Origin of the sequence: Rahnella sp. R3(2024) (genome assembly GCF_042920125.1) — a bacterium.
Taxonomy (GTDB): domain Bacteria; phylum Pseudomonadota; class Gammaproteobacteria; order Enterobacterales; family Enterobacteriaceae; genus Rahnella; species Rahnella rivi.
In genome coordinates, this window is sequence record NZ_JBHGBU010000001.1 from 544,254 (window position 1) to 562,907 (window position 18,654).

At 50.7% G+C, this 18,654-nt stretch carries 13 protein-coding genes; 4 read left to right on the top strand and 9 right to left on the bottom strand.

The window, feature by feature from the left end; all coding sequences use genetic code 11:
* Positions 1–118 precede the first annotated feature (118 nt).
* Positions 119–1,402 (bottom strand): 3-phosphoshikimate 1-carboxyvinyltransferase, encoded by a 1,284-nt coding sequence (aroA, locus tag ABSH60_RS02420; protein WP_390975657.1) that lies wholly within the window; start codon positions 1,400–1,402, stop codon positions 119–121.
* Between the two features lie 104 nt (positions 1,403–1,506).
* The gene (gene serC, locus ABSH60_RS02425) at positions 1,507–2,592 is read right to left on the bottom strand and encodes a 3-phosphoserine/phosphohydroxythreonine transaminase (protein WP_390972543.1); all 1,086 of its coding nucleotides are present in this window, start codon (positions 2,590–2,592) and stop codon (positions 1,507–1,509) included.
* Between the two features lie 306 nt (positions 2,593–2,898).
* On the opposite strand from serC, the gene ycaO reads away from it, so the two are divergent.
* The 4 genes from ycaO to pflA all read left to right on the top strand — a co-directional run bounded on the left by ycaO (position 2,899) and on the right by pflA (position 9,360).
* Positions 2,899–4,662 carry a 30S ribosomal protein S12 methylthiotransferase accessory factor YcaO gene (gene ycaO, locus ABSH60_RS02430; RefSeq protein ID WP_056771810.1) on the top strand — a complete coding sequence of 588 codons (1,764 nt, stop codon included), beginning with the start codon at positions 2,899–2,901 and terminating at the stop codon, positions 4,660–4,662.
* Between the two features lie 473 nt (positions 4,663–5,135).
* On the top strand, positions 5,136–5,993 hold the full coding sequence (gene focA / locus ABSH60_RS02435; RefSeq protein WP_056769256.1) for a formate transporter FocA: 858 nt from the start codon (positions 5,136–5,138) through the stop codon (positions 5,991–5,993).
* A gap of 74 nt (positions 5,994–6,067) precedes the next feature.
* The gene (pflB, locus tag ABSH60_RS02440) at positions 6,068–8,350 is read left to right on the top strand and encodes a formate C-acetyltransferase (RefSeq protein ID WP_122094770.1); all 2,283 of its coding nucleotides are present in this window, start codon (positions 6,068–6,070) and stop codon (positions 8,348–8,350) included.
* 269 nt (positions 8,351–8,619) lie between these two features.
* On the top strand, positions 8,620–9,360 hold the full coding sequence (gene pflA / locus ABSH60_RS02445; protein WP_056769253.1) for a pyruvate formate lyase 1-activating protein: 741 nt from the start codon (positions 8,620–8,622) through the stop codon (positions 9,358–9,360).
* A 99-nt stretch (positions 9,361–9,459) separates the two neighbouring features.
* On the opposite strand, the gene ABSH60_RS02450 is transcribed toward pflA, so the two are convergent.
* From ABSH60_RS02450 to ynfE, 7 genes are all read right to left on the bottom strand, one after another.
* Positions 9,460–10,605, bottom strand: coding sequence for an MFS transporter (locus tag ABSH60_RS02450; protein WP_390972544.1), 1,146 nt, complete (start codon positions 10,603–10,605; stop codon positions 9,460–9,462).
* Between the two features lie 133 nt (positions 10,606–10,738).
* Positions 10,739–11,293 carry a ferredoxin-type protein NapF gene (gene napF / locus ABSH60_RS02455; protein WP_390972545.1) on the bottom strand — a complete coding sequence of 185 codons (555 nt, stop codon included), beginning with the start codon at positions 11,291–11,293 and terminating at the stop codon, positions 10,739–10,741.
* Entirely contained in the window at positions 11,293–11,901 is a 609-nt protein-coding gene (gene dmsD / locus ABSH60_RS02460) for a Tat proofreading chaperone DmsD (protein ID WP_390972546.1), read from the bottom strand. The genes napF and dmsD overlap by 1 nt, the downstream gene beginning before the upstream one ends.
* A 73-nt stretch (positions 11,902–11,974) precedes the next feature.
* Positions 11,975–12,832 carry a DmsC/YnfH family molybdoenzyme membrane anchor subunit gene (locus tag ABSH60_RS02465; protein WP_390972547.1) on the bottom strand — a complete coding sequence of 286 codons (858 nt, stop codon included), beginning with the start codon at positions 12,830–12,832 and terminating at the stop codon, positions 11,975–11,977.
* A 1-nt stretch (position 12,833) separates the two neighbouring features.
* Positions 12,834–13,451, bottom strand: a complete 618-nt coding sequence (locus tag ABSH60_RS02470; RefSeq protein WP_056769245.1) for a DMSO/selenate family reductase complex B subunit — start codon at positions 13,449–13,451, stop codon at positions 12,834–12,836.
* Between the two features lie 11 nt (positions 13,452–13,462).
* The gene (gene dmsA / locus ABSH60_RS02475) at positions 13,463–15,898 is read right to left on the bottom strand and encodes a dimethylsulfoxide reductase subunit A (RefSeq protein ID WP_390975659.1); all 2,436 of its coding nucleotides are present in this window, start codon (positions 15,896–15,898) and stop codon (positions 13,463–13,465) included.
* A 104-nt stretch (positions 15,899–16,002) separates the two neighbouring features.
* Positions 16,003–18,459, bottom strand: a complete 2,457-nt coding sequence (gene ynfE, locus ABSH60_RS02480; protein WP_390972548.1) for a selenate/tellurate reductase subunit YnfE — start codon at positions 18,457–18,459, stop codon at positions 16,003–16,005.
* Positions 18,460–18,654 lie beyond the last annotated feature (195 nt).

Genomic DNA, 18,654 nt, shown 5'->3' on the forward strand with positions numbered 1-18,654 from the left:
TGCGGCAACTGTTACCCCACATTTATCAGTTGTCTAAAAAGCGGACGGTTCTCAGTGATAAAAAGCAAAAAAAAACGGACATCCAGGATGTCCGCTCTCTGACCCACCTAGTTATAGACTATGCCAGCGTACTTATAGCGGCGAGACGATCAAAATAATCAGGGAAGGTCTTCGCGGTACACTTAGGATCGAGGATCGTTACCGGCGTATCGGACAACGCCACCAGCGAGAAACACATCGCCATGCGGTGATCGTTATAGGTGCCAATCTCTGCGAATTTAAGGGATTGCGGTGGCTCAATGCGAATATAATCCTCACCCTCTTCCACCGTTGCACCGACTTTACGCAGTTCGGTCGCCATTGCCGTCAGACGATCCGTTTCTTTCACGCGCCAGTTATAAATGTTGCGCAGCGTAGTGGTCCCTTCAGCAAACAGCGCTGCCGTCGCGATGGTCATGGCTGCATCCGGGATATGGTTCATGTCCATATCAATGCCTTTCAGTTCGCCGCGGGTACATTCGATGTAATCATCCGCCCAATGAATAGTTGCACCCATTTTCTCCAGCGCATCTGCAAAGCGAATATCACCCTGCATGCTGTTTTTGCCGATACCGGTGACGCGAACGGTGCCGCCTTTGATAGCCGCAGCGGCCAGGAAGTAGGACGCAGAAGACGCATCGCCTTCAACGAGGTACGAACCTGGAGAAACATACTGCTGACGGCCTTTGATGCTAAATTTCTGGTACTGGTTATTTTCTACATCAATACCAAAGGTTTTCATCAGATTTAGCGTGATATCAATATAAGGTTTGGAAACCAGATCACCTTTAATCTGAATCGTTGTGTCGTTATCAGCCAGCGGAGCTGTCATTAATAACGCGGTCAGGAATTGGCTGGAAACACTTCCATCGACACTGACATTCCCGCCGGTAAAGCCACCGCGCAGGCGCAATGGCGGATAATCTTGCTGCTCGAGATAATCAATTTGCGCACCACCCTGACGCAGCGCGTCAACCAGATGCCCGATCGGACGCTCCTTCATACGCGGCTCACCGGTCAGCACAACATCCTGTTCGCCCAGGCATAACGCCGCAGCCAGCGGACGCATTGCTGTACCTGCGTTACCGAGAAACAATTCCAGACCTTTAGCATTGGAGAAAGCGGTGCCCAGCCCCTCGATTTCACACTCAGTACGGGAGGCTGACAGGCGATGAGTCACACCCAGCTGTGTCAGTGCATTTAGCATGTGGCGCACATCGTCACTGTCGAGCAGGTTAGTCAGGCGGGTAGTGCCCTGTGCAAAAGCAGCCAGTAAAAGTGCACGGTTAGAAACACTTTTTGAGCCAGGTAAATTGATGCTGCCGTTAACCAGTGCAACGGGTTGTAATGTCAGGGATTCCACTCTTTCTCCAATTCTTCTTTTCATAAAATGACCCCGGACATTGAGCCGGGGTCATTTTTAAGGCTTCTTACTAAAGCATTCTGCAGGCCTGAAAGCCAGCACACTTAACCGTGGCGTTTTTCGAACTCCGCCATAAAGTCGGTCAGCGCTTTTACGCCTTCAATCGGCATTGCATTATAAATAGATGCGCGCATACCGCCAGCAACACGGTGACCTTTAAGCGCATGCAGGCCGGCGTCCTGTGCCTGATCGAGGAACAATTTGTCCAAAGAAGCATCCGCCATCTGGAAAGGAACGTTCATCCACGAACGGTTGGCCGTCGCTACCATGTTGCGGTAAAAACCGGTGCGATCGATAGCGCCATAAAGTAATTCGGCTTTGGCCTGGTTACGTTTCTCCATCTCGCGTAAACCGCCCTGCTCTTTCAGCCACTTAAAGACCATACCAGAGAGGTACCAGGCGAAAGTCGGCGGAGTATTGAACATAGAGTCGTTCTCAGCCAGCACGGTGTAATCAAGAATGGACGGCAGTTCAGTGCGAGCATTACCCAACAAATCTTCGCGGACGATCACCAGCGTCAGACCTGCAGGGCCAATATTTTTCTGCGCGCCCGCGTAAATCACGCCAAAGCGGCTGACATCAATCGGGCGGGACAGGATACAAGAGGAATAGTCGGCGACCACAATCTTGTCACCGAAATCAGGCATTTCATCAATGGAAACACCGTCGATTGTTTCATTCGGGCAGTAATGAACGTAAGCGGAATCTGCATTCAGTTTCCATTCGCTCATCGGCAGAATGCCACGCTTACCGTCAAGGTTCGTGGTGACATCAATCACGTTCGGGGTGCAGTATTTTTTGGCTTCATTGACTGCGCTGTGCGCCCAGTAACCACCATCGATGTAATCAGCAGAGGATTTATCGCCCAGCAGGTTCATTGGCACCGCGGCGAATTGAGCACGTGCGCCACCGTGGCAAAACAGCACTTTATAGTTCTGGGGAATATTCAGCAGGTCACGGATATCCTTCTCGGACTCTTCAGCAACCTGGATAAACTCCTTACTGCGGTGACTGATTTCCATCACCGATGTACCCAGTCCGTGCCAGTTACAAAGTTCCTGTTCCGCACGACGCAATACTTCAGCCGGGATCATTGCCGGGCCAGCACTAAAATTATAAACCTGAGTCATTTCCCCTCACCACTTCTCTGAGACAGCCACATTGTAAGCACTAATTTAACGGTTTTATCATCCGAGACAAGGAGTCTGCAACGGATATTCATTACGACCTGATAAACAGCGATGAGATCTCGGTCACAAGGTTCATTCCTCCCTGGAAAGCTGATTTAACAGGATTATCTGTTCATCCCCGAACCCTGCTCCGCGCCTTTGACCAGGCGAGTTACAACGCGATTACATTCTTAACACGAATACATGGAGGTGCATCGCAAAACCCCGTATCATTGCGCGTTTTTAGCACGCTCAAAAGTGAACTCAATGACGCAAACTTTTATTCCTGGTAAAGACGCGGCGCTGGAAGACTCCATTTCCCGCTTCCAACAAAAACTCACCGATCTCGGTTTTAATATCGAAGAAGCCTCCTGGCTGAACCCGGTTCCGCACGTCTGGTCAGTGCACATTCGCGACCGCGACTGCCCGCTGTGCTTCACCAACGGAAAAGGTGCGAGCAAGAAAGCCGCTCTGGCGTCTGCACTGGGTGAATATTTTGAGCGTCTGTCGACGAACTATTTCTTTGCCGATTTCTATCTGGGTAAAGAAATTGCCAATGGTGATTTCGTTCATTATCCGAACGAAAAATGGTTCCCTGTGGCTGAAGATAACAGCCTGCCGGAAGGAATTCTGGACGAGCGTCTGCATGAATTTTACGATGCCGATAAAGAGCTGGTTGCCAGTGATCTGATCGACCTGCAATCAGGCAACCCGGATCGCGGGATCTGCGCGCTACCATTCACCCGTCAGTCAGATCTGCAAACCGTTTATATTCCGATGAATATCATCGGTAACCTGTATGTTTCTAACGGGATGTCTGCCGGTAATACCGCTAATGAAGCGCGTGTTCAGGGGCTGTCTGAAGTCTTCGAGCGTTACGTTAAAAATCGTATCATCGCGGAATCCATCAGCCTGCCGGAAATTCCTGCTGACGTGCTGGCGCGTTATCCGGGCGTGGTGGAAGCCATCGCTAAACTGGAAGAAGAAGGGTTCCCGATCCTTTCTTATGACGCGTCACTGGGTGGCAATTACCCGGTCATTTGTGTGGTGCTGTTCAACCCTGCAAACGGCACCTGCTTCGCTTCCTTTGGCGCACACCCTGATTTCGGTGTGGCACTTGAGCGTACTGTCACCGAATTACTACAGGGCCGCAGCCTGAAAGATCTGGACGTGTTCACCGCCCCGACCTTTGATGACGAAGAAGTTGCCGAGCATGCAAACCTGGAAACCCACTTCATCGATTCAAGTGGTTTGATTTCATGGGATATGTTCAAACAAGATGCAGACTACCCGTTTGCAGACTGGAGCTTTAGTGGCAGCACTGAAGAAGAGTTCGCGACGCTGATGGCAATTTTCGACAAAGAAGATGCTGAAGTGTACATCGCCGATTACGAACATCTGGACGTTTATGCCTGCCGCATCATCGTTCCGGGCATGTCTGATATTTATCCGGCTGAAGATTTACTGCTGGCAAATAACAGTATGGGTGCACATTTGCGTGATCAACTGCTGGCACTGCCGGACAGCGATCTGCCAAAAGAAACCTATCTCGAGATGATTACTCAACTTGATGATGAAGGTCTGGATGACTTTACCCGTGTGCGTGAACTGCTGGGTATTGCCAGCGGCAAGGATAATGGCTGGTACACCCTGCGCGTTGGCGAACTGAAATCTATGCTGGCACTGGCGGGCGGCGATTTCGATCAGGCACTGACCTGGGCTGAGTGGGCTCACGAGTTCAACTCATCGGTCTACAGCGACGAACGCAATAACTACTACCGTTGCCTGCAAACCTTATTGCAGTTGTCACTGGAAGAAGATCGCGAGCCAGCGCAGTATTACAACGCTTTTGTAAAAATGTACGGCCAGAAAGCCGTGGAAGATGCCTCTGCTGCAATCAGCGGCGAAGTTCGCTTCCACAGCCTGTTTGCGGTTGATCCTGACCTCAAAGCGCTGCCCGCCCATCAGGCATTGCTCCGTGCTTATGAAAAGCTGCAGGTCGCTAAACGTCGTCACTGGTCGAAAGCCTGATGTAAACAGCCCCCTGACTGAACCTGAACCGGCAGAGCACTCTGCCGGTTTTTTATTTCTGGTTCGTCTGAGCTCCCTTATTTGGATAGCGGGATTTGACTCGGGGCAGGAAATGGCGTGTAATTTCGCGCGCTATACTGACGGGTTAGCATTTTTACAGGATAAATAAATTCCGAAGCCTGAAAAGTTAATTGGGTGTAAAGAAATCAAATTCAAATCAATGACAATAATTAACAGTCGATGTTTTTTATTTACCTATTAAGAAGAATAATTTAAGTATTCATCAACTTTTTTTGTAAAAATTAAAATGTTTTTATTTAATTAATTTCAACAAGTTAAGTTAAAAAGTACCTATGCAGTAGTAGACAATAATGCATCGAAATCCTCCCCGTATGATCCACGTCAATTTTTACGTTATACTGCTTTGCTAGTATCTCGTTGCGCAGTGCATAGCCCTGAATAAGAGAGTTAATGTGAAAACTGACAACCCCTTCGATCTTATATTACCCGCCGCTACAGCTAAAGTTGCTGAAGATGCCGGCGTTTATAAAGCCACCAAACAGCCGTTAAAAACGTTCTTTTTAGCCATTACTGCTGGCGTCTTTATTTCTATTGCCTTTGCTTTTTATATCACTTCCACCACAGGTACCGGCACCGTTCCTTTCGGTCTGGCAAAACTTGTCGGGGGCATATGCTTCTCTCTGGGTCTTATGCTGGTCGTGGTATGTGGTGCTGATCTCTTTACCTCTACGGTGCTGATTGTCATTGCGAAAGCCAGCGGTCGTATTACCTGGGGGCAACTGGCACGCAACTGGGCCAATGTCTATATTGGTAACCTGATTGGCTGTCTGTTCTTTGTCGCCCTGATTTGGTTCTCCGGGGAATATATGGTGGATAACGGTTTGTGGGGACTCAACGTTCTGCAAACAGCCGACCATAAGATGCATCACACCTTTATCGAAGCTGTGTGTCTCGGGATCCTGGCTAACCTGATGGTTTGCCTGGCTGTCTGGATGAGTTACTCCGGCCGCAGCCTGATGGATAAGATGTTTGCCATGATTCTGCCGGTAGCCATGTTTGTCGCCAGCGGCTTCGAGCATAGCATCGCCAACATGTTCATGATCCCGTTAGGTATTGTCGTTAAGAACTTTGCAACACCCGAATTCTGGCAGGCTGTCGGTGCAACACCGGCACAATTCGCAGAACTGAACGTCAGTAACTTTATCATCGACAATCTCATCCCTGTGACCATAGGTAACATCATCGGGGGTGGCTTGCTGGTAGGGTTAACGTACTGGGTTATATATCTTCGCGATGAGAAAAATCACTGATTCAACGTGGATTCTCGTTACGACAGTTTTACACGCGATTTTTAAAGAAATCCAAATTAGAAGGTAGGTGCAAGATGTCCAAGCTCAATGAAAAATTGACCAACGCATGGCAAGGCTTTAGTGCTGGTGAATGGCAGAATGGCGTAAACGTCCGTGACTTCATTCAGAAGAACTACACCCCGTATGAAGGTGATGAGTCCTTCCTGGCTGGCGCGACTCAGGCGACAACCACCCTGTGGGATAAAGTAATGGACGGTATCAAACTGGAGAACAGCACCAAAGCTCCGGTTGACTTCGATACTGACGTTGCGGCTACCATCACTTCTCATGACGCTGGCTACATCAATAAATCTCTGGAAACCATCGTTGGTCTGCAAACTGACGCGCCATTGAAACGTGCCCTGATCCCATTCGGCGGCATCAAAATGGTAGAAGGTTCATGTAAAGTTTATGGCCGTGAACTGGATCCAGCGCTGAAAAAAATCTTCACCGATTACCGCAAAACGCATAACCAGGGTGTGTTCGACGTTTACACAAAAGACATCCTGAACTGCCGTAAATCTGGCGTGCTGACCGGTTTACCAGATGCCTACGGCCGTGGCCGTATCATTGGTGACTACCGTCGCGTTGCACTTTACGGTATCGACTTCCTGATGGCTGACAAATTCGCTCAGTTCCAGTCTCTGCAAGACGACCTGGAAAATGGCGTGAATCTGGAAATGACCATCCAGTTGCGTGAAGAAATCTCAGAACAACATCGTGCTCTGGGTCAGATTAAAGAAATGGCTGCTAAATACGGCTACGACATTTCTGGTCCTGCAACCAGCGCGCAGGAAGCTGTTCAGTGGACTTACTTCGGCTACCTGGCTGCGGTTAAATCTCAGAACGGTGCAGCAATGTCCTTCGGCCGCGTATCTACTTTCCTTGACGTGTTCATCGAACGTGATATCAAAGCAGGCAAACTGAACGAAGAACAAGCTCAGGAACTGATTGACCATCTGGTTATGAAACTGCGTATGGTACGTTTCCTGCGTACTCCTGAATATGATGAACTGTTCTCTGGTGACCCAATCTGGGCAACAGAGTCCCTGGCCGGTATGGGTGTTGATGGCCGTACTCTGGTGACCAAAAACAGCTATCGTTTCCTGAATACCCTGTACACCATGGGGCCTTCACCAGAACCGAACATGACCATCCTGTGGTCTGAAAAGCTGCCAATGAACTTCAAAAAGTACGCAGCCAAAGTGTCTATCGATACCTCATCTGTACAGTATGAGAACGATGACCTGATGCGTCCTGACTTCAACAACGATGACTACGCTATCGCTTGTTGTGTGAGCCCGATGGTTGTGGGTAAACAAATGCAGTTCTTCGGTGCTCGTGCAAACCTGGCGAAAACCATGCTGTACGCAATCAACGGCGGCGTTGATGAAAAAATGAAAATCCAGGTTGGCCCGAAAGAAGCGCCAATGATGGATACCGTGCTGGATTATGACAAAGTCATGGATCGCATGGACCACTTCATGGACTGGTTAGCAAAACAGTACGTGACTGCACTGAACATCATTCACTACATGCATGATAAATACAGCTACGAAGCTGCATTGATGGCACTGCATGACCGTGATGTTTATCGCACCATGGCGTGTGGTATCGCAGGTCTGTCCGTTGCTGCTGACTCCCTGTCTGCTATCAAATATGCCAAAGTAAGCACCATCCGCGACGAAGACGGCCTGGCTGTCGACTTCAAAATTGAAGGCGAATATCCACAGTTCGGTAACAACGATTCTCGCGTAGATGACATCGCTTGTGACCTGGTAGAACGTTTCATGAAGAAAATTCAGAAACTGCGTACCTACCGTGGCGCTGTGGCAACTCAGTCTGTTCTGACCATCACCTCTAACGTGGTTTATGGTAAGAAAACCGGTAACACTCCAGATGGTCGTCGTGCTGGTGCGCCATTCGGTCCAGGTGCAAACCCAATGCACGGTCGTGATCAGAAAGGTGCCGTTGCCTCCCTGACTTCCGTTGCTAAACTGCCGTTTGCTTACGCGAAAGATGGTATTTCTTATACCTTCTCTATCGTTCCTAACGCGCTGGGTAAAGACGATGATGTGCGTAAAGCGAACCTTGCGGGTCTGATGGATGGTTACTTCCATCACGAAGCGTCCATCGAAGGTGGTCAACACCTGAACGTGAACGTCATGAACCGTGAGATGCTGTTAGATGCGATGGAACACCCTGAGAACTACCCTCAGCTGACCATCCGTGTTTCAGGTTACGCGGTACGCTTCAACTCACTGACGAAAGAACAGCAACAAGACGTCATTACCCGTACTTTCACTAAGTCCCTGTAATAACTCACCCTTTCGTTTAGTGTGATAAAAAGGCTCCACATCGTGGAGCCTTTGTTTCATCCGCCCTACTCTTTACTGTCTTCATGACAGTCTGTTTTGCCAGAGCGCTATGGTTGTGGATCTCTGGCAAAGCAGTTCCGGCAATCGCTGGCAATCAACCTTATTGATTGTCTGGTATCATAAACAGATGGTTCCCAGTTTATCTCTGCCAGGCCAGCATCCGCACTTTTAGACTGCTATTCATTGGTCAATATGGAGAATAACCCGCAATGTCAGTTCAAGGTCGAATCCACTCATATGAATCCTGTGGCACGGTAGACGGCCCAGGTATCCGCTTTATTGTTTTCTTCCAGGGTTGCCTGATGCGTTGCATGTATTGCCACAACCGCGATACCTGGGACACTCATGGCGGCAAAGAAATCAATGTCGACGATTTGATGAAAGAAGTCGTGACCTATCGCCACTTTATGAATGCTTCCGGCGGCGGTGTAACAGCCTCTGGCGGTGAAGCGATCCTTCAGGCGGAATTCGTGCGTGACTGGTTCCGCGCCTGCCAGAAAGAAGGGATCAATACCTGTCTGGATACCAACGGTTTTGTCCGCCGCTATGACCCGGTGATAGATGAATTGCTCGATGCCTCTGACCTGGTAATGCTCGATCTAAAACAGATGAACGACGATATCCATCAGAATTTGGTCGGCGTCTCCAACCATCGCACGCTGGACTTTGCGCGCTATCTGGCAAAACGTAATCAACGCACCTGGATCCGCTACGTTGTGGTGCCGGGCTGGTCTGATGATGATGAATCCGCGCACAAACTTGGCGAGTTCACCAAAGACATGACCAATATCGAAAAGATTGAGCTGCTGCCTTACCATGAGCTTGGCAAACATAAATGGACGGCAATGGGTGAAAAGTACGGCCTGGATGGCGTAAACCCACCAACGACCGAAATTATGGATAGAGTAAAAAATATTCTTGCCAGCTACGGGCACAAAGTCATCTACTGATATTTCTGATCAGATAACAGGCTTTTGAAACCAAAAAGACGCCATCTTCGGCGTCTTTTTATTGGGCTGGTTTCAGGTCAGGTTAGCCATTTTTAAGCATTATGCGGCTGCCACCGGGTTGTGGCTCTGATCGGCCTTGCGCATCAACATCACCAGATAGATCAGTGAAACCACCGCGATCATCACAAACAGCAGGCGGTCGGAATAGCTCTGCATCAGCATCGCTGTCATCGTCGGGCCGGCAAGACTGCCGATGGTGTAGCTCATCAGCAGAGCTTGATTCATTGCCACCAGCTCCTCAGAACTGACCTTCTCGCAGGCCCACGACATCGCAACCGGATAAAGGGTGAAACCGGCGCATCCGAGAATAAATAGCGTAGGAGCCATCGCATAACCACTGAGCATTGCAATGCTGCCGAGGATGACACAAAAAATCTGGATGCGTAAAACCATCAGACGGCCATAGCGATCGGCAAGACGTCCTACCGGCCACTGCCCGACAATTCCCGCACTGACCAGCAGCGCCATCCAGTAGCCGACATTTGCATCGCTCATGCCCTGATGCGTCAGGAACAACGGCATCAGACCATACAGCGATCCCAGAACAATGCCGGAAATAATGCATCCGTTAATTCCAAGACGCGCATTACGACGGCGGAACATGGGTAAAACTGAATGACGAGGCTGTTCGCTGTCCTGATTTTCCAGATGAGCAAACAGCAGCGGTAACATGGCGATAACGATGAGCGAAGTTACCCATGGCAATACGCTGAATATCTGCGTTGGCACAGTGCCGACCAGAAGTTGTCCAACCACAGTACCGATGTAATACATGATCATGTATGCCGCCAGCAATTGCCCGCGGTTCTTCACCGTACCGCTGCGCATCAGCGCGCTTTCCACTACCACCCAAATCAGCGCACAGCCAACACCGGCAATAAAACGTGCACCAATCCAGCTCCAGAAACTCATGGAAACCGCCAGACCCGCTGTAGCACCGGCAAACAGGAAGCACGACAAGTAATAACTGCGATTAAAACCGAAACGCTTTATCAGGCCACCGGCGATCAGCGTACCGAGTAAATTACCGGTAAAATAAGATGAGCTGACGAGGCCAACCTGCCAGGTCGGCAATTGCTCGTGGCTCAGCCACAAAGGGACAAGCGTGTTTAAAACGGCGATAGAAATCGTCAGCAGAAGAAGTCCGCAAAGCAGCAGTGAAACGGGACGGGAATAGGCGGACATAAGGCGTTGATGACCACAAAGACGAAGAAATTGCGCGCATCATGCCACCGGCGAATAAAATGTCAATCTGGCAAAAACCCGTCTGCGCACAAACTGGAGGGTGATGATTGAAATCGTTAATCAAGCGGTGTGATTATGCTTCATGATGATTTAATGACAATCTGATATCACCATGATAACAAACAAGTTTGCATTTCCCGCAGCCGTCACATTTTTCGTCATCAACGGAGGGCTGATTCTGTTGATTAAAAAATATTGCCGTGCGCGGACACGCAATTTCACACATCCTGCACATATCATCCATTCGCCCGAGACATTGCGGCAGATGCACAGGTCGTAACCCGGTATCCGCCCTGATGGAGGCATCCAGTGCACCGGTTTCACAAGCCTGAGTGCAGGCTCCGCAGAAATCACAGTCTGCATACTCAATGCTCAGGGCTGGCTTACCTTCCTGAAGGTGCAGCATACCGACCGGACAAGCTTGGGTGCAGTTTCCGCACCCGCTACATCTTTGGAGGAATAAGGATTCTGCCACCGCCTGGGGAGGACGGGGAAGCAGACGCTGCGGGAGTGATTCAGCTGGTGCAGCGGTCTGCTCTTTGGTCTGTTTCGCCGAAGCCAGCAAGCCGCGAAATAATCCGCGACGGCTGACCTGGCGAGCGCTCATTGCGCTTTCAGAATTACTCATCAGAAATAGAGATCTGCTGAAGGGATTTTCAGCGCCAGTTGCTGCTGCCAGCCTGACAATGTCGACTCAGCAAGGAGGGCAACCCCCTGATAAAGCGGATGTTCGGATTTTTGCTGCAACAATTCGAAGTATCGGCCTGACCACGGCAATAAATGCTGCGCCATAAACTCGTTCAGCAATGACGGGGAATTCTCAGCCAGCCATGCACACATCATCAGTAACAGGCCAATATGATCCTCCGGCTCAGCCTGCGTCAGGAGCGGTTCGATATGGTTTTCACGCATCCACTGACGCAGTGCCAGGGTTGAATCACCAAACACTACCGATTCTTTATCAAGATAGACCGAACCCCAAGGCGGAGCGGGTAATGCGTACGGCCCGATAAATAACCGCTGATAAGCCTGCCCGGCACTTTCTTCTGCCTCATCGATTTGTGCGAATAATTCGGCTGCCTGAGCCTTAATCTCGGCCGTGGCAAACGGCCATAACGGAGCCCAGTCGCTGGTTTTCAACAACGCAATCAGCGGCTGAACCTCTTCCGACGCTGGCGGATAGTACAGCATCGCACCCAATACTTTACTCGTTAAACTTATTGATTCTGCTGACATAATTCACTCATTTTTACGTGGGGACGCGCCACCGACGGCGAGGCGTCCCCAGACAAAGATAACAGTTCTGTAATTAACCGCTTACCGCCATACCCACGGTCATATGCAGACCGTAGAAAATTGCGCGTCCCACCAGTTCTCCCGAGAAGACCAGCACAAATGCCAGAATCAGTGAGAGCAGCGCAGGACGTTTACGCATGATCAACGGACAGAACCAGCAGCCTAATCCCAGAATGACCAGCACCAGCCGCCATGCAGACAAGCTGCCATATTGCGGGATCAATGCAGATGCCGCCTGAACCGAACTGTGGATATTCGCCAGACCTGTACTTTGCATCACCACCAGCACCATACTGATCACCAGCCCTGTCAGGCTGATTACCGGTAACAGACGCAGACCACAACCCTGGATATTCGCGCCACGCAGCAGCAGATAGCCGAGAACCGGGCCACCAATCAGAACTGTCAGTCCGAAGCTGAATGCGGTGTAAAGGTTATTCCAGGTAGGCACAGTATTGATTTCATAAACGCAGCACATCGCGTAAACAAACCCGATACCCGCCAGCATAGTGACCACCAGCCAAATTTTACCCAACAGGCGCGGCATTTTGTTGATCATTGCCAGCAGCCAGTAAATGCCACCAAGCGCAAAGAACAGTGAACCGCTGCCAATCTCGTTACTGAGCGGAGAAGCACCGAGACCGTTGAGCGAGTTAAATGCGCGCAGCGGTGAGCCCAGATGCAAGACCGAAGCAATAAACGCCACCGCCATCAGTGCCCAAAGGAAAAACATCGACAGGTGAATACGACGTTGCTCTTCTGCAGAGCGCTGAGTCAGTAATGCCATAGCCAGCACGATAAATGCCCCTACAACACACTGCCCCAACACGGTAAAGACCATTAAAGGCCATTCATGCCATCCGTTTCCCATCTCAAACCTCCTTCGGGTTAGCCAGATAACCCGTTGTATCGCCTACAGGACGGCAATTCGCATTGGGTTTAATGACGATATTTGGGTGCGTAAAATGCGCAGCCGGCAAGGGTGCCACTTCTGCCAGATCGCCATATTTCGCACGCAGTTCTTCGATCGGTGCCATATCAAGCGCACGCAGCGGGCAGGACTCGACGCAAATAGGTTTTTTACCTTCCGCAACGCGCTCATAACAGCCGTCGCATTTGGTCATATGCCCTTTCGCTTCGTTGTACTGCGGCGCGCCATAAGGACAGGCCATATGGCAGTAGCGACAGCCAATACAGACGTCTTCGTTGACCACAACAAATCCGTCTTCACGTTTGTGCATTGCACCGCTCGGGCACACTTTGGTACAGGCTGGATCTGCGCAGTGGTTGCAGGAAATTGACAGATAATAAGCGAACACATTCTGATTCCAGCCATCACCGTCCTTCTGCCAGTCGCCACCGGCATATTCATAAATGCGGCGGAAATTAACGTCAGGCGTTAAATTCTTGAAGTCTTTACAGGCCAGTTCGCAGGTTTTGCATCCTGTGCAGCGGCTTGAATCAATATAAAAACCATATTGAGTTGTCATTTATTGCTCCGTTAAACCTTAGCCACTTGCACAAGGTTGGTATGAGAGGGGTTACCTTTCGCCAGCGGTGAAGGTCTTTGAGAAGTCAGTACGTTGATGCTGCCCGCACGGTCGATTCTTTTGCTGTCAGGGGTGTACCAGGCACCTTCGCCAAGCGCGACTACACCCGGCATCATGCGCGGCGTCACTTTCGCGGCAATCTGCACTTCCCCGCGATCGTTAAAGATGCGGATCATGTCGCCATTGGTGATACCGCGCTGCGCAGCATCCATCGGGTTAATCCACATTTCCTGACGGCATGCGGCTTTCAGCACATCCACATTTCCGTAAGTTGAATGCACCCGACCTTTGAAATGGAAACCTGTCAGTTGAAGGGGATAACGGCTGGCCAGCGGATCGTCATAGTTTTCGAATCCGGCGGCATAAACCGGTAACGGATCGATAATGTCTTCTTTTTCCAGCTGCCATTTCGCTGCGATATCAGCCAGCGCGGCCGAATAGATTTCAATTTTTCCCGACGGCGTTTCCAGAGGATTGGCAAGCGGATCTTCACGGAATGATTTGTAAGCCACGTGGTGTTGCTCAGGATCACGCTGCTTGAAAATCCCCTGCTGGCGGAAGGTATCGAAATCAGGAAGCGCGGGAATGGCCTGCACAGATTGCTGGTACAGGTGACGCATCCACTCTTCCTGCGTGCGGCCTTCCGTAAATTTATGCTCAACGCCCATACGTTTTGCAAGTTTGCTGGTCATCTCATAAATGTTTTTGCATTCAAAACGAGGTTTGATGACCTGATCGGCAAAAATGACATACGCCATATTCCCGGATGAGGCATCGAGACAGAAATCCATCTGCTCTGAGGCCGTGCAGTCGGGCAGGATAATATCCGCGTATCGGGCAGACGCCGTCATGTGATTGTCGATGACCACGATCATTTCACACTGCTTGTCATCCTGCAGGATGTCGTGCGTGCGGTTGATCTCAGAGTGCTGGTTTATCAGACTGTTACCGGCATAATTCCAGATAAACTTAATCGGTACGCTGAGTTTATCTTTCCCGCGAATACCGTCTTTTAAAGCGGTCAGTTCCGGCCCGCGTTTAACCGCATCGGTCCACAGGAAAAACGGAATGCTGGTCGTTACCGGGTTTTCAAAAGCAGGCATGCGAACAAAGGGCAGGCTGTAGAATCCTTCACAGGCACCGGAGTTACCGCCATTGATCCCTACGTTGCCGGTAAGAATTGCCAGCATTGCGATTGCACGGGTTGCGAGTTCACCATTGGCATGACGCTGCGGCCCCCAACCTTGTGCGATAAACGCAGGTTTAGCCTGACCGATTTCGCGGGCAAGTTTGACAATTTTGTCTACGGTGATGCCGGTGATCTTTGACGCCCATTCAGGTGTTTTGGCTGTTGCGTCTTCTCCGCTACCCAAAATGTAGGCTTTGTAATGCCCGTTGGCAGGCGCGCCTGCAGGTAAGGTTTTCTCATCGTAGCCGACGCAATACTTATCAAGGAACGGCTGATCGACCAGATTTTCAGTGATCATCACGTGAGCGAGGGCCGCAGCAAGCGCAGCGTCTGTTCCGGGGCGAATAGGGATCCACTCATCTTCACGCCCTGCTGCTGTATCGGTATAACGTGGGTCGATGATGATCATGCGGGCATTGGATTTTTCCCGTGCCTGCGCCAGATAGTAAGTCACACCACCGCCACTGAGTCGGGTTTCGCCGGGGTTATTACCGAAAAACACCACCAGTTTGCTGTTTTCGATATCCGACGGGCTGTTACCATCGGCCCATCCGCCATAGGTATAATTAAGGCCGGCCGCGATTTGCGCCGAGCTGTAATCACCATAATGGTTCAGATAACCGCCGCAGCAATTCATCAGACGGGCAATCAGTGTGGAGCCCGGCGGCCATGAACGGGTCATGGTGCCGCCTAACGTTCCGGTACCGTAATTGAGATAAACTGCCTCATTACCGTATTTGCCGATGATGTCTTTCAGGCTGCCAGAAATCGTCTCGAAGGCTTCTTCCCAGCTAATACGAATGAATTTTCCTTCTCCGCGCGCACCCACCCGCTTCATTGGAAACTTCAAACGATCAGGGTTATACACTCGACGACGCATCGAGCGCCCGCGCAGACAGGCCCTGACCTGATGTAATCCTTCGTAATTGTCATCGCCGGTGTTATCGGTTTCGACATAACGAATTTCACCATCAACAACATGCATTCTTAACGGGCAGCGGCTTTCACAGTTAACCGTACAGGCACTCCATACCACTTTTTCGTCGGTAAGTTTGCTGTCGGTGGCAGTCCCGGCCGCCTGCGCGTGCCTGAAAGGCATCGTTACCCCTCCGGCTGCAGCAACCAGTCCCACCAATGCGGAATTTTTCATCAACGTTCGACGACTTATTCCTGCGGCTGTCCCTGCATTTCCTTGCATTTTATTCGACATATCCTTGCTCCTTAATATCCCTTCATAAACAGCAAAGGGATGAAACGTTAACGACCACTTCTGTACGACGCCTTATCGGCCTTCGCTAATTTCTATATTTTTTCTATTTGAATGAGATTCGTATGTTGCGGATTTCCCTTCGCCAGCGGGGACGGGCGTTGGGTGGTCAGCGTGTTCATACACGCGCCATGGTCAATACGATCACCTTTCATATTGGCCTGATGCCATGCGCCCTGCCCCATAGCCACAACGCCGGGCATGATCCGTGGCGTCACTTTTGCCGCGACACGCACTTCACCGCGATCGTTAAAGACCTTCACTTTGTCGCCGTTTTCAATGCCACGGGTTTTGGCATCCAATGGATTGATCCACACTTCCTGACGGCAGGCGGCCTGCAGCACATCAATATTGCCGTAGGTCGAGTGAGTGCGCGCTTTGTAATGGAAACCGAACATCTGCAACGGGAACTGACTGCGTTTCGGATCGTCCCAGCCTTCAAAGGTCGAGGCATACACTGGTAACGGGCTGATGGTTTCGTCTTTTTTCAATTCCCATTCACCGGCAATTTTTGCCAGTGCAGAAGAGTAAATTTCGATTTTTCCGGACGGGGTTTTAAGCGGGTTAGCCTGCGGATCCTGACGGAATTTTTTATAAGCGACAAAATGCCCTGCAGGGTCTTTGCGCTTATAAATTCCCATGTCACGCAAGGCTTCATAGGCAGGCAGCGCCGGATCCTTCAGCAGCATTTTGGCGTAGAGATATTGCAACCACTCACGCTGAGTACGGCCCTCTGTGAACTTGTCGTAAACATCCGGCCCAAGACGACGCGCCACTTCGCTCATCATCTCGTAAATACCTTTTCGCCCAAACTTAGCCGAGGTCGCTGGCTGAATGAAAATCAGATAGCCCATATTTCCGGCGTAATCATTCGGGATGATATCTTCCTGCTCAACGGTCATCAGATCAGGCAGCAGGATGTCGGCATACTTAGCTGAGGAGGTCATGAAGTTTTCTATCACGACAATCATTTCGCAGTCCTGATCATCCTGCAAAATATCGTGAGTTTTGTTGATGTCGGAATGCTGATTGGTGATGGTATTACCGGCATAGTTCCAGATGAACTTGATCGGCACATCAAGCTTGTCTTTACCCCGTACACCATCGGCTTTAGCCGTCATTTCAGGGCCACGCGCAATGGCGTCGGTCCAGCTGAAACAGGAAATCTGCGTTTCTACCGGGTTTTCCAGCACAGGCATTCGTTCAATGGTGAGGGTATAAGTCGACTCACGCGCGCCACTGTTACCACCGTTAATACCCACGTTACCGGTTAAAATTGGCAGCATAGTAATGGCACGTGACGTCAGCTCACCGTTGGCCTGGCGCTGCGGCCCCCATCCCTGAGAAATGTACGCAGGTTTAGCCTGACCGATTTCCCGCGCAAGCTTAACAATTCGCGATGCCGGAATGCCGGTGATGTGCGAGGCCCATTCCGGTGTTTTGGGCGTAGCATCCGCGCCCTGACCCAGTATGTAGGCTTTATAGTGGCTATTGGCGGGTGCATCGGCAGGCAGTGTTTTTTCGTCATAGCCCACGCAATACGTATCCAGGAAAGGCTGATCCACCAAATTTTCGCTGATCAGCACATGTGCAAGGCCGGCGACCAGCGCGGCATCCGTGCCCGGACGGATGGGGATCCATTCGTCTTCGCGTCCTGCTGCAGTATCGGTATAACGCGGGTCGATCACGATCATGCGGGCATTGGAACGCTGACGCGCCTCTTCGAGGTAATACGTGATCCCGCCGCCACTCATACGCGTCTCGGCAGGATTATTACCGAAGAGCACCACCAGTTTGCTGTTTTCGATATCAGACGTGCTGTTGCCGTCGTTGCTGCCATAGGTGTAGGGCATGGCGCAGGAAATTTGAGCGGTACTGTAAGTGCCGTAATGACTGAGGAAACCGCCGTAGCAATTCATCAGGCGGGCTACCAGTGAAGCGTAAGGCGATGAACGGGTAATGTTGCCGCCAACCACGCCAGAGGTGTAGTTGATATATACCGCTTCGTTGCCGTATTTAGCGACGATACGCTTCAGATTATTGGCAATCTCGTCAAAAGCCTCTTCCCAGCTGATGCGGACAAACTTACCTTCTCCGCGCTTACCCACGCGTTTCATCGGATAGTTTAACCGGTCCGGGTGATTCATACGCCGGCGCATGGAGCGCCCACGCAGGCAGGCGCGCACCTGGTGATCGCCATAAATATCATTGCCGGTATTATCCGTTTCAACCCAATACACTTCATCGTCGCGAACGTGTAGCCGCAATGCGCATCGGCTGCCGCAGTTAACGGAACAGGCACCCCAGACCACTTTATCCTCAGGCGTGGGATGTTTTCCTTCCCCTATCGCCGCGGCTAAAGCACTTCGTCCAAATGGCAGCGAGACGCCTCCTGCAGCAAGAGCCAGCCCGGCCAGTGAGGAGGTTTTGATCAACGTCCGCCGGCTGATACCTGTATTTTCAGGAATAATTTCTGTTTTTATTTCCGACATATTTCCGCTCCGGTAAGTTGCTTCGTCATCCGGACCGGTGCTTACAATGACACCAGACTTTGACGAAGAATTGAGCGGGCAAAAATGCAAAGCACAGGGAGTATTAGGGTACCCACTCGGAATGCATGGATATTACTCACCATGAGGTAGGAAACTTTGTTTGCTATCAAGATTGGAAAGGATTGGGGGAGACGG